This window comes from Tsuneonella sp. HG094 (assembly GCF_053819285.1).
Genome location: NZ_JBSORA010000001.1, coordinates 2,015,588 through 2,030,625, shown reverse-complemented (window position 1 = coordinate 2,030,625; position 15,038 = coordinate 2,015,588). Strand labels below are relative to the sequence as shown.

10 protein-coding genes are annotated in these 15,038 nt (G+C 63.2%); all 10 read right to left on the bottom strand.

What is annotated here, in order from left to right; all coding sequences use genetic code 11:
• Positions 1 to 7: 7 nt before the first annotated feature.
• The 10 genes from ACWPMX_RS10070 to ACWPMX_RS10025 all read right to left on the bottom strand — a co-directional run bounded on the left by ACWPMX_RS10070 (position 8) and on the right by ACWPMX_RS10025 (position 14,903).
• Positions 8 to 2,086, bottom strand: coding sequence for a PQQ-dependent dehydrogenase, methanol/ethanol family (locus tag ACWPMX_RS10070; RefSeq protein WP_455699887.1), 2,079 nt, complete (start codon positions 2,084 to 2,086; stop codon positions 8 to 10).
• 33 nt (positions 2,087 to 2,119) lie between these two features.
• Positions 2,120 to 4,468, bottom strand: a complete 2,349-nt coding sequence (locus ACWPMX_RS10065) for a TonB-dependent receptor (RefSeq protein ID WP_455699886.1) — start codon at positions 4,466 to 4,468, stop codon at positions 2,120 to 2,122.
• 119 nt (positions 4,469 to 4,587) lie between these two features.
• Positions 4,588 to 6,561: a CocE/NonD family hydrolase gene (locus ACWPMX_RS10060; protein ID WP_455699885.1), complete on the bottom strand. Its 1,974-nt coding sequence runs from the start codon at positions 6,559 to 6,561 to the stop codon at positions 4,588 to 4,590.
• Between the two features lie 240 nt (positions 6,562 to 6,801).
• Entirely contained in the window at positions 6,802 to 8,145 is a 1,344-nt protein-coding gene (locus ACWPMX_RS10055; RefSeq protein ID WP_455699884.1) for an MATE family efflux transporter, read from the bottom strand.
• Between the two features lie 35 nt (positions 8,146 to 8,180).
• Entirely contained in the window at positions 8,181 to 8,630 is a 450-nt protein-coding gene (locus ACWPMX_RS10050) for a PaaI family thioesterase (RefSeq protein ID WP_455699883.1), read from the bottom strand.
• Complete coding sequence (locus tag ACWPMX_RS10045) at positions 8,627 to 9,223, bottom strand: TetR/AcrR family transcriptional regulator (RefSeq protein WP_455699882.1); 597 nt, start codon at positions 9,221 to 9,223, stop codon at positions 8,627 to 8,629. The genes ACWPMX_RS10050 and ACWPMX_RS10045 overlap by 4 nt, the downstream gene beginning before the upstream one ends.
• Positions 9,224 to 9,500: 277 nt before the next feature.
• Positions 9,501 to 10,979 carry an MFS transporter gene (locus tag ACWPMX_RS10040; RefSeq protein WP_455699881.1) on the bottom strand — a complete coding sequence of 493 codons (1,479 nt, stop codon included), beginning with the start codon at positions 10,977 to 10,979 and terminating at the stop codon, positions 9,501 to 9,503.
• The gene (locus tag ACWPMX_RS10035; RefSeq protein ID WP_455699880.1) at positions 10,966 to 11,271 is read right to left on the bottom strand and encodes a DUF4387 domain-containing protein; all 306 of its coding nucleotides are present in this window, start codon (positions 11,269 to 11,271) and stop codon (positions 10,966 to 10,968) included. The genes ACWPMX_RS10040 and ACWPMX_RS10035 overlap by 14 nt, the downstream gene beginning before the upstream one ends.
• Positions 11,255 to 12,673: an acyclic terpene utilization AtuA family protein gene (locus tag ACWPMX_RS10030; protein ID WP_455699879.1), complete on the bottom strand. Its 1,419-nt coding sequence runs from the start codon at positions 12,671 to 12,673 to the stop codon at positions 11,255 to 11,257. Before ACWPMX_RS10030 ends, ACWPMX_RS10035 begins: the two co-directional genes overlap by 17 nt.
• Entirely contained in the window at positions 12,660 to 14,903 is a 2,244-nt protein-coding gene (locus tag ACWPMX_RS10025) for a TonB-dependent receptor (protein WP_455699878.1), read from the bottom strand. The genes ACWPMX_RS10030 and ACWPMX_RS10025 overlap by 14 nt, the downstream gene beginning before the upstream one ends.
• Positions 14,904 to 15,038 lie beyond the last annotated feature (135 nt).

The window sequence follows — 15,038 nt, the reverse complement described above, 5'->3', positions numbered from 1 at the left end:
GCGGACCTCAGTTGAATTCGGCGTTCTTCGCTTTCGGCTCGGGCTGGGAGCCCGGGAGCGGCTTGGCGAGGTAGGCGTGGATGTCGGCGGCGTCGCGCGGGCTCAGCACGTCCTTGAACGAGGCCATACCGGCCGGCGCGTACAGTCCGTCCAGCACGATGTCGTTGAACACCGCGTGGGTTTCCGGGCCCATCTTCCACAAGTCCGGGTAGCCGCTCGGGAAGTCCGCCCCGCCGTGGCAGCGCGCGCAGTTGCGGTTGAACAACTGCTCGCCTCGCGCGACCTGCGCCGCGGTGCCACGGAATTGCGCGGGCGCGGGCGCCAACGGCATTGCGGTGCGTAGCGGCGGCAGCGCGGGCTGCGCGGCGGCGCCGATCTTGAATACCAGCAAGCGCGAAGTGTTTTCGCGCTTCTCGGCCGCCCACCCGGGCAAGTACGCCGCGTTCATCGCGCCGCCGAAACCGGCGGGCACCGCGAGATACTGCTCGCCGTCGATCTCGTAGCTCATCGGCGCGGCCATGATCCCGGTGCCGACCTCGATGCGCCGCAGAACCTTGCCGCTGCGACCGTTATAGACTGTCAGGAATCCATCGGCGGAACCCTGCACGACAAGGCCGGTAGCGGTTGTCATCACCCCGCCGCTCCAAAACGGCATCGCGCGCGAGGTCCACACGACCTTGCCCTTGGCAGGGTCCCAGGCCTTCAGCACTTGCTCGAACTTGGGCTTCGGTTGGCCCGGATAGTCGGGCACTTTCTCACCGAACAGCGACATTACGCCCGGGAGCGAGGTGGTCGAGCCCTGCACCGGCGAATAGGGCTGGTTGTTGTCGGGCGTCGAGATGAAGGTCATGGGCGCTTCGAGCACCGGCATGTAAACGAGGCCGGTGCCGGGGTTGAAGGCCATCGGCGGCCAGTTGTGCCCGCCCGCTTCTGAGGGCCACACCAGCTTCTCGCCATTCTTGAAGTCGCCCTGCTCGCTGAACACCGGCCGGCCCGTCTTGAGGTCGACGCGGTCGGCCCAAGTCACCGTGGTGTACTTCTCCGCCGAGAGCAGCTCGCCCGTCACCCGGTCGAGCACGTAGAAGAACCCGTTCTTGGGCGCCTGCATCAGCACCTTGCGCGTGCGCCCGCCGAACTCGATGTCGGCGAGGATCATGTTCTGGGTCGCGGTGTAGTCCCAACTGTCCTTGGGCGTGGTCTGGTAGTGCCACTTCTTGCGGCCGGTGTTCGCGTCGAGTGCCAGAATCGAGGAGACGTAGAGGTTGTCACCGCCCGCCGGGCTGCGCTGCCACGCGGGGTGCGGGCTGCCGTTGCCGGTGCCAACGTAAACGATGTTGGTGTCGGGATCGTAGACGATCGAATCCCACACCGTGCCGCCGCCGCCCAGGTCCCACGCCGAATTGGGATCCCACGTCTTGCGCGCCTCAGTCACTTCGGGATGCTCGTCAGGCCCCGCCTTGGGGTCGCCCGGCACCACGAAGAAGCGCCATGCCAACTTGCCGGTCTTGCGGTCGAGCGCGGTGACGTAGCCGCGCACGCCCATCTCGGCGCCGCCGTTGCCGATCAGCACGTTGCGGCCCGCGATCCGCGGCGCGCCGGTGATCGCGTAGCTCTTGCTCCGGTCGGTGAACGTGTCGACCTTCCACGCCGGCTTTCCGGTCTTGGCGTCGAGCGAGACGAGATAGCCGTCGAGCGTCGCGACATAGACCTGCCCGTCCGCCACCGCGACGCCGCGGTTGACCGCGTCACAGCAAGTGCGCCGCGCGAACGAGCCGTCGACGTCGGGATCGTAACGCCACAGTTCCTTGCCGGACTTCGCGTCGAGCGCGTAGACAACGCTCCACGGGCCGGTCATGTACATCACGCCGTCGGCGACGACCGGCGTCGCCTCAACCCCGCGGTTGGTCCGACCGCGGACGGTGAAGTCGGCGAATTCCCAAGCGACGCCGAGATCGCCGACATTGCCCTCGTCGATTTCGGTCGCGGGCGAGAAGTAGGCGGTCTCCTGCTGCCACGGCGTGCCCTGGCCCGCGGTCACCGCCATGCTGCAGCCGGCCAGCGCCAGCGCGCCGGCACACAGAGCCACGCAGCTCCGGAGGCGGTCCCGCCACGCCATCGGTCAGAACTTCTGCCGCACTTCCATGCCGACTGTGCGCGGCCGGATCGTCAGCGCCTTGTCCGAGCCGGTGACGAGGTCGAGATCGAGCAGCGGGCGGGTGTCGAACAGGTTGTTGACGTAGAGCCGCACGCTGGTCCGGTCGTTGCCGACCGAGGCGAATGCGTTGACCACCTCGTAGCTCTCGCGGAACTCGCTCGCGTTGGGGATCGCGCCGTAGGTGCCGCCAGGGTAAAGCACGGGCAGCACCGGATCGAACGAGAACCGTGCCTTGCCCTGATACTGGTACTCGCCGCGCAGGCTGAAGCGCCAGTCGTTGGCGAGGTCCGTCGAATACCCGGCGAACGCGACCGCGGTCCACTTGGGCACGTCGGGGATTTCTTGGCCGGCGACCGCAGGGGTTCCCGGCGCGGCGTCGGTCACTTCGGCGTGGGTGTAGGCCGCGTTGCCGCCGACCTCGAACCCCTGCATCAGCTCGACCCGGCCCTCTAGCTCGAGGCCCTTGATCTCGGCCTCGCCGACGTTGGTGGTGAAGCCGAACCCGCAGGCGAGGCCGATCGACTGCTGAATGTCCTTCCACTTGGTGAGATAGGCCGAACCGTTGAGCGTGACCCGGCCGCCTCCGAACAGGTTCTTGGTCCCGACCTCATAAGTCCACAGGTTGTCGGAATCGAAAGTGTCGGGTGCGGCGGTCAGGCCGATCGCAGCAAGGTCCGCACCGCATACCACCGGGTTGACGGGGTAGCGGTTGGGCCCGCCCGGACGGAAGCCCTTGGCGGCGTTGGCGAACAGCAGATTGTCGCGAGTAAAGTGATAGGCGAGGCCGACCTTCGGATTGACGCCGTCTTCCTTGCTCAGCCGCCCTGTGACCTGCGTCAGCCCGCCGTTCAGCGGTCCGTCGTTGAGCGCATCGACCCGCTGGTTGATCTTGAACACTCGCACGCCGGCGGTAAGATCGAGCTTGTCGAACAGCGTGTAAGTCGCCTCTCCGAAGAGGGCGTACTGCTTGGTCTTGGTGGTGATGTCGCCGAGGTAGAGCCGGTCGGCGCCGAGCAGGAACGAGTAGCCGGGCGCGTCGACCGCCTGGAACAGGTTGTCGTCCTGGTTCGAATAGTAGCCGCCGACCAGCCATTGGAGCGGGCCATTGCCATTGCTCGCCAGGCGCAGCTCCTGGCTGAAGGTCGACACGTCGCTACGTGACAAGTTGGCGCTGGTGAGCGGATAGACGAACGGCTCAAACACATCGAGACCGGGGATGCTCGCGACGAGGTTGGTGACGAAGAAGCTGTAGTCGCGCACGTAATCGAACTTGCGGTCGAACCGCGCGGTGAGCGAGGTCAGCTTGGCGCCGCCGAAATCCTTGTCGACATTGAGGCTGTAGATCGTGCTTTCGTCATGGTTGGGCTGGGCGATGCGGAACGAGGATTCAAAGCCGTCCCGATTGATGAAGAACTGGCCGTTATCCTCGAGGTTCTGATCCTGGTAGAATACTTGCGGGCGGATCGACCAGCTCGCGTCCGGCTGCCATTCGAGCGAGGCGCGCACCGCGTACGTGTCGCTAAAGTTGATGTCCTTGTCCTGCCGGGTCGATAGCGAATTGCGCTGGAGCGGCGTGTAGGTCGGCTGCGGGGTGCTCGAGCGGGTGGACGACTGAACGTCGCCCGGCTCCGCATCGATGAAGCCGCCGTCGTGGCGGTAGTAGATGCCGCCGCGGAAGGCGAGCGTGCCGGGGACGAGCGGAGCGTTGAGCACCGCCTCGCCGGTGTAGGTCGGCGAACCATGCGCGGTGAAGGCGAGGCCTGCCGCCGCGTTGACGCCGAATCTGTTCACGTCGGGGGTGTTGCTGACATACTTGATCGCGCCGCCCATCGCGCTGCCGCCGTAAAGAGTGCCTTGCGGACCCTTGAGCACCTCGACCCGCTGCATGTCGAAGAACACCGGATCGAGTCCGCCGCTGAAGGTGGTGGCGATGGTCAGCAGCGAGATGTCGTCGAGGTAGATGCCGACCGTCGGCGCCGAAACGCCGTTGCTCAGGCCGCGGATCGCGTAGCGCGACAGGCCCCGCTCGGCGTTGGAATTGGACAGGCCCGGCACGCTGCGGAGGACATCCTGCAGGCTGCTGGCGCCGCGCTCCTGCAATGCGTCGGCGCCGATCGCGGTCACCGTGACCGGCACGTCCTGCAGCCGTTCGTCGACCTTGCGGGCGCTGACGACGATCTCGTTGTTGGCGGCGATCTCGTCCGCCTCCGGGCCCGCGTCCTGCGCATGGGCGGAGGCCGCCACCGCCAGCGTTGATGCGGAAAGCGCCCAGGCGGCACAATGAGCGGCACGGTTTCGCGAGATCTGCAGCATTATACCCTCCAGCCGGAGTGCCCGGCCCTCTTTCCCAGGGCCGATAGCTGCCGAAAAACGGGAAGCTGCAAAACGGAGTAATTCTGGCTCGCAGCCCCAGACGATCTAGGGGTGGCCGCTCACTCCTTGGCGATTGCAGCGGCAACCTGTTCCGGCGTCACCAGCGGCAGCCACACGCGGCTGCCGTCCGCTCCCCGCTCGAGCGTCACGGTCGCCTTGCAGTAGTCGGCCTTCTTCGCGTTGAAGATGTTGTCGACGAAAGTTTGCGGATTGCGGTCGTAAAGCGGGAACAGCGTCGACTGGACCTGGACCATGATCCGGTGGCCGGGCTGGAACACGTGGTTCACCGTCGGCAGCCGAAATTTGTACGTCTGGCGTTTGCCCGCCGGGATCGGCGTAGGGTCAGAAAAGCTGTCGCGATAGCGGCCGCGGAAGATTTCCAAGCTGATCGGCAATTGGTATCCGCCCATCTCGGGCCGGGTCAGGTATTCCAAAGGGTAGACATCGATCACCTTGACCACAAAGTCGCCATCGGTCCCAGTCGTCCGCGCGACGATTTCGGCGATCGGTGCGCCCGACAGGCGCACCGGCTCGTCGAGGACCTCGCTGGTGTAGCTCATGACGTCCGGTCGGCCGTCGACATGGCGCTGGTCGCTCACCAGCCAGGTAACCCAGGCGGGGGCATAGACCGAGGCCTGCATGCTGAACGGCCGCGGCAGAAACGGCACCGGCTTGGCGGGATCGGACACGTAGTCGTCACTGCCACGCGGTCCGGGCGCGAAAGTCAGCGCACCATCCGCGCCGAGGTAGATGGGCGTCAGCGGCGCCGTGCAATCGCTTTCGCAGGCCAGCGGCCAGGTCGCGAGCCGCTCCCAGCGATCCTCCCCGGTGTTGTATACCGTCGCCACCGGCGTGCGCGCGGGCGGGCCATCCTTCAGGTGCTGGTTGAAGAACGGCAGGACGATGTCCTTCCAATAGTGCGCGACGGTGTCCCCGTCCCACTGCAAGGCGCCGACGCTGCGGCCGCCGGTCGCGCGATTGACCTGGCTGTGGTGCCACGGCCCTAGCACGAGGTGGTTGTTGCCGGTCTTACCCACCGCGCGCAGCCGTTCGAACGCGCGGACGGCGCCGTAGCTGTCCTCCTGATCCCAGATCGGCTGCACCCACAGGGTCGGCACATCGGACGGGTTGGCGGCGAGGAGGACGTCGGTTGCCTGCGCGCTCCAGCTTTCGTCGTAGGCGGGATGTTCGACAATACGCTTCCAGGCGGGCAGCTGGTCGAACCCCCGCGCTCGCGCCCAGTCGCCTGCCGAACCGGCGTCGCGAAACAGCTCGTAATCGTCGCTGCCGCCATGCGGGGGCATTTGCGCGAAGGCCTTGGAGCCGGACTGTCGCGCGATGAAGCCCAGCATGAGCTGCCGGAACGCGCCGTTGTGAAACCAGTCGTCGCCCATCCAGCCATCGAGCAGCGGGCTCTCCGGCGCCGCCACTCGCAACGCGGGGTGCGGATTGAGCAGCGCCATCGCGGTGGTTAGACCTTCGTAGGACGATCCGATCATGCCGACCCGGCCGTTGCTTTCGGGCAGGTTAGCGTCGTCGGTCAGCCACTCGATCGTATCGTACGCATCGGTCGAGTGGTCGGTCCCGCTCCGGTTGAGCGGTCCCGACAACGGCTGGTTGAGCGTGTAGTCCCCTTCGGACCCGAACTTGCCGCGGGTATCTTGGAACACGACGATGTAGCCGTTGCGGACGAATTCCTCACTCTCGAACGGCAGGGCATTGATCATCGCCCCGCTGTTCGACCGTGTCGTCCGCGCTGTCGCATCGTAAGGCGTGCGGTCGAGCACGATCGGCGCGCCGTGGGCGCCCTTGGGCACGAAGATGATCGTCTGCAGCTTCACCCCGTCGCGCATCGGGATCATGACCACCCGGCGATTGAAGTCGCGGGTCTCCGGATAAGCCGTGAAGTCCCTCGGGACTTCCCCACCTGGCTGGACGATCTGTGTCACGTGACGTTCTTGTCCCGAAGCTTGCGTAATGGCTGTGCAGGTAAGCGCGACTGCTGGCAGCGTGAAACTCAGTTTTGCATTCATCGAAGCTCCTCGTCGCAACCGGGAAGTCACTGCGCCGGTTTGAATCGGCTAAGTTGCCCTCGCAAACGAGATATCCTGCTCCGGAGGGCAAACTGGGCTAAGCCTGCGCTCCGGCGCCGGCGCGGCATGGAATAGGAATTGATGCCGCGCATGTCCGCTTTGACCGCCGCCCGTAATAATGCGGCCAGTCCGCTAACGGCCCAACATCAGCCGCGGTGTCGGATTGGATGCCACAGTCGTTCATCGCCAGCGACTGAGCTTAACGAACAAAGCGGTACCCAAGCCCATCGTAGCCATCGCGCCGGCAGACAGCATGAAGACGGCCGCAATGGGTGCCGATTGCTCGACGAGGACGGTCCCGCCGATGACGATAACCGCGAGCCGCAGTGCTTGGGCAAGGATAGCACCGCCCACGCGCCCAGCCCCTTGTGAGGCAAAGTAGAGGCAAAGGCCGAGCCCGAAGAATGCGAACCCGAACGCCGCGATGCGCAGGTACGCATAGGCTGTATCTCGGACCTCAGGTACGCTGGTAAACAGGTCAACCCAGAGCCCGGGGAAGAACCCTGCGATCAGACCCAGAACACCGAGGGCAGCAGCCGCAACTCCGCCGGCGGTCCACGCGATTGTTCGCGCCCGATCTACCTTGCCAGCCCCGATTGCGGTCCCGACCACAGGCACTGACGCTACGCCCACGGAGAACGCGATTGGGATAAGCAGGAACTCTAGCCGTACCCCGATGCCGAAACCTGCCAGCGCCTGCGGGCCGAAGCGCGCCACCAGGCTTGTCAGCACTAAGATTGCGGCCACAGATAAGATGGGTGAAAGCATCGCCACAGCGCCGACGCGCAAAATGTCTCTGAAGTGTTGGCCCGAGAGAAATTCGGTCGCAAACTGCAGCCGCAAGCGCGCTCGGCCAGACTGCATATAGACCATCAGGAATGCGGCCGCGGCCGAGAACGCCACTAGTTGTCCAACGGCGACGCCCGCAATCCCAAGTCGCGGAGCGGGTCCAAGGCCTAACCCCAGGACCCCGCCGATGATGACTTGACCAAAGCCAGCGGTTAGCAGCGTCACAGCGGGCAACGACATGTTGCCTGTTCCGCGCGCGATCGAGGCCAATGTATTGGTCAACCAGATCCCCAAAATAGCCCAAGCGGCAACGTTGGAGAACGCAAGCGCTTCGGTCAGCACAGGGCCCGAGCCGCCCAATACGCGGTACACTGCCGGGCCAAAGGCGAGCACCGCGGTTGTGAATACAGCACCGAACACTACCGCGATTATGAGGGAGCTTAGCGCTAGCGCCTGCGCACGGTCGTGATCGCCCGCGCCAAGTGCCCGACTGACGGCGCCTGACACGGTGCCGCCCATCGCGCCAGCAGAAAGCATCTGCATCAGCATGAAGATCGGAAATGCAAGCGCGATGCCGCCAAGCGAAGCCACGCCCAGCGAACCGACGTAAGCGGTTTCAGCTATCGAGACGATGGTCGCGGAGCATAGGGCGATGAGGTTGGGCAGGGTCAGGCGCAGCAGCGTCGGCAGTATGGCGCCAGACAGCAGCATCTCGCCGCGGGCGTCGGTCGACATCGACGTGGCCGGCGGCATAGCGCTTAAAGCAGCCGTCATGATGACATGACGAGCAAGGTGGAGGTGGCCGACGCAAGCAGAACGCCCTCTGCATCGGTCAGGCGCGCTTCGACGAACGCGACCCTCCGGCCCATGCTGATGACCACACCTTCGGCGCGGACTTTGCCGGTCCGGTCGGTCATCGCCTTGTGATATGCGACCTTCTGCTCAAGCGTTGTGAAAGTCTGATCCTGCGCCAGGCGGCTAGCAGTGGCGATCCCGCAGGCGGAGTCGAGCAGCGTTGCAGCGTACCCCCCGTGGACTGTCCCCATGGGGTTGTACGCATGCCGGCCTGGCACGCCTTCGAAGACCGCGCGGCCGTAATCAACCTCGACGAGTGCGAAGTCGAGGGTCTCGCCGATGGGGGGACGACCGCCTGCAGCGAGCAGTGCGCGTACACGGGCGAGCCCATCGGGAGTGTCGGCGATCACTTCAGGCGCGCTCACAGCGAAAGCCTCTCGATGATCGTATCCAGGCAGTCGCGCAGCATTGTATCAGAGCGCGTGTCGCTCCTCATGGCTCTGGCCAAGCCAAGGGCGCCCACCATTTGCGCGACCGTGGCTCGGGCATCCGCCCCGGCGTTTGCGCGCCCGAGGCGCTCCAGCGCCTCTTCGATGCGGCTCGTCATGCGCTCCATGCCGGCGAGGAAGTTCTGGCGGACGAGATTGTCTACCCGCGCAATGTCGGCCGCCAAGGCGGGTAACGGGCAGCCTCGGTCTGGCCGGTCCCGATGAGAGGGGGACAAATAGCCTTCGAGATAGGAGCGCAAGCCGATGCGCAGATCGTCACCTTCAAACGTAGCCAGATCCTTTAGACCTCCGGAGCGATCCGCAGCTTCGGCAAACATCACCACGATTGCTTCGGCAACCAGCTCATCTTTCGAAACGAAGTGAGCGTAAAAGGCACCGTGGGTCAGCCCGGCTGCGGACATCACCTCTGACACCGCCACCTTTTCTGGCCCTCGGGCGCGAATCTGCTTCGCTGCGGATTTCAGGATGCGGGCCCGCGACCCTGCCTTGTGATCAGCGTCATAGCGCATCTTCAGCTCCTTTATATGATGATGATAATATAAAAGAGCTGAATTGCAACTGCGAGCATCATCCCTGCTGTGAAGCCATCTGAATCGTCGGTTCCGCTAGAATCCAGCGCCACCAGCGTGGAGAAGTGTCCGCTTACAGCTCACTGCAGTCGGAAGCAGACTGGCGGCAGGCGGCCAATTTCTGCCGGTCCACAAAGCGCCCTCGTTCAAGACGTTCAAACGTTAGGCGGCTGAGCAAAATAGCTGCCGCGAAGAAGTGGGTTATCGATCCGCCTGCTCACAAGACCTGGTTGGGGCCTGGCAAGGCGTCTTGCTGGTCCAGAAACTCAAGATTGGCTTGATGGCGCCCTCGATCGATACGGTAGATGAAAAGAAGGCCGATCGCGATTGCTGTCATGGCCAGAACGGTGGGCAGGTAGAGCCATCCCAGACTCGCGATGGTGTCTGGATCTACCGTCCCGGGCTTGGCGTCGCGTGGGAAAGCGATAGCGGTGAGGAGTACCCCAGTGATAATCACTCCTAGACCCGACACGGCTTTGGTAAAGAACTGGTCTGCCGAAAAAAGCAGCCCTTCAGAGCGCTGACCAGTCGAGACAGCGACATCTTCCACCACGTCGGCCAGCATTGAATTCATCATCACACCAGTGGCGACGTATAGGATGCCATGGAGGAATGCCTCGGCAGAGAGGATAAGCACAATCTCGTCCGACCCGTTGGGTGGCAGCAGACCAGCCATCCTCAAGATGATTGGCGCGACGCCGGTTAGAAGGCCCAGGGTGTAGCAGATGATAGTGCCCCGTTTTTTGCCCAGCTTGCGACTGATTGAGGTAACAATGAGCCCGCCGACAACTGCCCCGGCGGCACCCAGCCCGGCGAGCGACGACAATTGTCCCTGCGAGAGTTCCCAGAAGTAAAGCCCGAAATAGAGGTCAAGACCCGTTTTTGTTCCCGCCGCAATCGACTGAAACACGCCTACGCCGAGCATCACAAGCGCGGACCGATTACGGAGGATTCCCCACACGCCCTTCCGAAAGTTACCCCTTTCTGCCTTGGTGACGGGCCGAAGATAGGGAATGAACCGATGAGTCGAGACAGCCGATATTAAAATGACCGCAAATATCAGGATTGAAAAGGTAAGTGAGAAACCGAAATATCCGTCCGGACTAGTTGCTCCGCCGCTGCCGTCGGGCCTCTCACGCATGAACACTTGCAGACCCAGAACCGTCACAAGGAGGCCTGCGATCGTGCGGAAGAAGATCCGAAAGTTCACGATCCGGGTGCGACCGTCATAATCGTCAATCAATTCTGGCGCTAATGCCGCGGATGGCAGCTCGAAGAAGGTGTCGGACACGCGGATCACGAGAAGGCATGTCGCCAGCCAACCGAGAGTGGCGTTTTCGCTCCAGCCTCCCGGGGGGTTCCAGAGGAGGAAAAACCCGATGGCTAGCGGCGCGGCAGAGGCATACATAAAGGGGTGCCGGCGGCCCCAGCGGGACGACCACCGGTCAGACAAGAAGCCCACCAGCGGATCGCAAATCGCGTCGACCACCAGGATGGCTGAGATGATGAAAGCAACCTTGGTCGGTGAAAGCCCCAAGGCTTGATTGTAAAACAACAAGAGAAACGCGGTCAGCGTGCGCATCTTGATGCCGCTCGAAACCGCGCCGAGCCCGTACAGAGCCTCAGTAACGATCCCGACCCGGGGACGTGACGTGGCCCGGGGAGGCACAGTCAGCGTTGCTTCATACGTCGACATCAAGCAGCCCGACGTATTGCTGCCCACCATGCATGTCGCGCTCGTCTTCTCCACCTTGCGGCTTGGCGCGTGGGTAAGAGATCTTGAGGACACAGAGCTCTGGCACAGGGAATCGCTTCACAAGATCGGGGTCGACGCCGAACCGATCGCCGATAGCGCGGCTCGAGAGCGCGCCGGCATCGACGTGCCGCGCCATTGTGTCCGGGTCCCTGAAGAAGATGTCGATGGTAATCCAAAACGGACCGGCATTCTTCGATCGGACATTATGACAAACTTCACGCAGCCGAGGCATGGGCAGCCTCCAACCTGGGACTGGGCACGCTTCGGACCAGTTCGGAATGGTGTCTGACATGGATCACATGGTTCAGCTTGAACTCGAAGACCGGGCCACGTTCGGTTTCGGCGGGCGAGAACGGAAAGGCATAGCTCGGTAACTCCTGCTCGGCCTCGAGCGGCATATGGAAAAAAGCCGGATTGCAGGTTTTGGCGATGCGCGTTGCCAGTTCCTGGGAATCGGCGGTGGCAACAAAGAGCAGCCCGATTTCGCTCGGCGTTGGCGCCTGCTTTTCGGTCCGCGCAATCTCAACAGCGTTCCATCCGTAGGCCCGGAGGGAAATGTCGAACTCTTCCTCGTGAAGACCCATCGACGTGACCACCCTGGCGCGCAGATAGTCCAACATCTGGCTCATGAAGCGATCAACTTCGCCAAGGACATGCGGATCGCGGATTCCGACCAGCATGATGGTCTGGAAGCGTCCCGCGGCTGCTCCTTCAAGCTTCATGGTATAGGGACCGGGCTCAAAAGCTGAGCCCGTGACCCGAACCACACGCTCATCGAGTGCGGTGTAGGTGCACCGCTCGACATCGAGAATGCCGCCCGGTTCGATGAGACGGAACGGGTCGCTGTTTTCGTACAGCATGTGGGCTGCCACGGTACGCGGCGTGCAGGCGTTAGCCGGCGACAGGGGTTCAACTTCGAAATGGTCCCGACCAACTCGAACGATCACCCCGCCTTCGCGGGACCGGGTTGTGCACTGCCCGCCGCATTCGGCGGTCTTGCCTGCGTGCCACGCCGGGCCTTCACCCGCGCCCAGCATGATAGGAACGGCCGCGATCACTGCGGTGTCAGTTGTCCTCCCGCCCAGGACGACATCGGCGCCTGCGCGAACGGCTTCAATGTACGGTTCGCAGCCCATCAAGGCCACAATATGATCGCACTCGAGAAACAGTGCGGGATCCGCGCTGTCCATCGGGGGCAGCGGCGTGACACGGCCGTCTTTGGAGGCATCTGCCATCAACGCGGGCTCCTGCTCTGAATATAACCGCGCGATCCGAGGAGCGATCGCATTCTCCGCTGCAATCTCACAGGCGATATCGTACACCCAGTCGACCGAAACGTCACAACCGCTGGTCCCGCACGAACCGATCAGCAGAGGAATGCCGGAAGTGGCCTGGGCCCTCATCAAGACCGTAAGGTCGGACTTCACCGCGTCGCGCGAGTACTTTGACTTTCCGGTCGCTAGGTAGGCTGGACCGCTGTCGGTCGAGCCTGCGTCGCAAGCGATCGCGTGCGCCCCCATCTGGAGCCCGCGCATCACATCTGCCTCGCGCACGCCCGCACCCACCGCGCCGACCGGTACAATCACATTGACGGTCTCGGAAGGGTGTGCGCTCTGGTGATCAGAACTCCGCATCGAGCGTCACTCCGATCTGACGGGGCGCGCCGTATTGAACGAAGACGCCGCCAGCGGTGTCTACGCTGAAAACGCGATATTCCTTGTCCGTGATATTCTTCGCCCAGAGCTTGGCGGAGAAATGATCATTCAGGTGGTACGTCAGGCTTGCATCAAGCAGAGTGCGCGGCCGGCGGTATTCGACGAAGTCGTTGTCGTTGTCGTCGTAGATGTCACTCTGATAATCCACCGAGAACAGGCCTCGCAGCCAGCCCCACGACGCGCGCGGAGTGGTGAAGCCGGCGTCGGCGGTCAGCGCGTGTTTGGGCGTGCGGCTCAGCCGCTTGCCGGCCAGATCGCGCTGGACCGCACTGCCGTCCGCGAGAATTGCCGAGGTCTGCGTCAGGCGGTCGAAGTACGGGTGAAGGTATGTGTGACGGAGGGTGAAATCGAGCAATTCAATCGGTGCGAACACCAGTTCGCTCTCGATTCCCTTGATAGTCGCATCGCCCGTGTCGGTGGAAACTCGGGTGCCGCCGACTCCAGCCGTGGCGTCAGGAATAACCTGGATGGTCTGTAGATTGCTGTATTTCGCAAGGAAGGCGGAGACGTTGAGCCGCAGGCGCCGATCCAACCAGTCGGTCTTCACGCCAACTTCGTAGTTTGTGACCTCTTCGGGCGCAGTAGGGGTCCGTGCGAGCACCGCTGAGCCAGGCTGCTCTTGGAAAGCGCCCGATTTGAAGCCGGTCGACACCGTCCCAAACGCAAAAACGTTTTCATTCAAGCGCCAGTCGGCGCCCAGGCGATACGTTACCTTTTTCTCGCGCGAGATACCCGGGTCCCCGACCGTACTGTAATTCACCGTGGGAGCGGCCGGGTTGCCCGTGAGCCGTGTGATCTCGTACTTTTTCAGCTCATCGGTGTAGCGCGCACCGCCGAAGACGCTGAGGCCGAAATCGAAGGTGTATTGCGCTTCGCCATAAGCGGCGTAGCTCCGGTTCCGAGAACGAGCGACGAAGCGATTCTCGCTCGTATCGATCACCGCTGTCTCGCTCTCGCGCTCGCGGTGGATATCGTCATTGTTATAGTACAGTCCTGCGACCCAGCTCAGCGGCCCGGAGCCGAGCGAGGTAAGGCGCGTCTCGGCCGAGTAGGAGTCCGCGTGCTCTTGCGCGAGCACCTGGACTGCGGGCGCCAGCACTCCGGTCACCGCATTTTGGGCAGCCGTGCTCCCGTCGAGATCGTCCGAGGAGTCATAATCCAGGGTTCGCCAGGCCGCGTTGGCCGTCAGGGTCGCGAAGCCCAATGCCTCAGTGTTGAATTCGGCGCGAGCACCGCCGGTGCTGGTATCGATGTACCCGTAGCGGTCCGGATTGGCCATGCGAGGCTTGTTGTAGTCATCGTACCCGAACGGACCATCGGTGCGGAACGGAAGCAGCCGGACATTGTAACGCGAGCTTTGTGCCAGGCCTTGCTCGTTGTAGTCCGCGGCGATCAACAGGTCGCTCGAGGGGCCGAGGTCAAATCGCACCTGGCCCCGCGCACTTAATTTGTTGTCATCGTCGAGCGGCCTACCGTCCGGCGTTTTGCGAAAGCCGTTGTTCGTAACCGCCCCCAGAACGACCCGCGCTGCGATACCATCCGAAATCGGCGTGTTGAGCATTAGGTGCCCGTCGAGTTGGCCGAATTCGGCCGCGGTGAACTGGGCGCGCGCCTCCAGCCGATCGACCGGCTTCGCGGTAATAAAGTTGATCGCACCGCCGACCACGTTCTTACCGAACAAGGTGCCCTGAGGCCCCTTAAGAACCTCAATCCGCTCCATATCGAAGAAGTCGATCCCGAGCATCGCGGCCCTTCCGAGATACACACCGTCCAGAAATGCCACGGACGACGGATCGCCGCCGGCACCCTGATTGGCGCTTCCGATACCGCGGAAGAACGGTCGCGGAGCAGCTTTGGGAAACGCATCGAAGTTGATGCCCGGCGTAGCTTGCGCAAGCCGAGTGAAGTCGTTGATGCCCTTTGCCGTTAGTTCCTCGTTGCCGAACGCCGTTACCGTGACCGGCGCACTTTGCAGAGATTCTTCGCGGCGACGGGCGGTCACTACGATGTCCTGGATCGCCCCTTGGTCTTCGGAAGCAGCAGGTGCGTCCGAGGCCTCAACGGCAGTCTCTTGGGCGATGGCCGGATTCGAGCCGAATATGGTGCCGATCGCCGTGAACGCGAGCAAGCAGCTGCTGCGGTAAACCATGGTCTGTCCCTCTCTTTCGGGCCCTTTGCGACCCTGAACACGCGGGCCGCCAGTACAGTCGGCCTTCGCAATCCGGCGCCAGATGGACTGAAAGGTGACGCACAGCGTGTCGCCAATGTTACATCGCCCAAGATT

Bases quoted from the DNA above. Each gene is read 5' to 3' on its own strand.
- ACWPMX_RS10065 (WP_455699886.1), bottom strand. From the start codon at position 4,468: ATGCTGCAGATCTCGCGAAACCGTGCCGCTCATTGTGCCGCCTGGGCG.
- ACWPMX_RS10045 (WP_455699882.1), bottom strand. From the start codon at position 9,223: ATGCGCTATGACGCTGATCACAAGGCAGGGTCGCGGGCCCGCATCCTG.
- ACWPMX_RS10060 (WP_455699885.1), bottom strand. From the start codon at position 6,561: ATGAATGCAAAACTGAGTTTCACGCTGCCAGCAGTCGCGCTTACCTGC.
- ACWPMX_RS10040 (WP_455699881.1), bottom strand. From the start codon at position 10,979: ATGTCGACGTATGAAGCAACGCTGACTGTGCCTCCCCGGGCCACGTCA.
- ACWPMX_RS10055 (WP_455699884.1), bottom strand. From the start codon at position 8,145: ATGTCGACCGACGCCCGCGGCGAGATGCTGCTGTCTGGCGCCATACTG.
- ACWPMX_RS10030 (WP_455699879.1), bottom strand. From the start codon at position 12,673: ATGCGGAGTTCTGATCACCAGAGCGCACACCCTTCCGAGACCGTCAAT.
- ACWPMX_RS10025 (WP_455699878.1), bottom strand. From the start codon at position 14,903: ATGGTTTACCGCAGCAGCTGCTTGCTCGCGTTCACGGCGATCGGCACC.
- ACWPMX_RS10035 (WP_455699880.1), bottom strand. From the start codon at position 11,271: ATGCCTCGGCTGCGTGAAGTTTGTCATAATGTCCGATCGAAGAATGCC.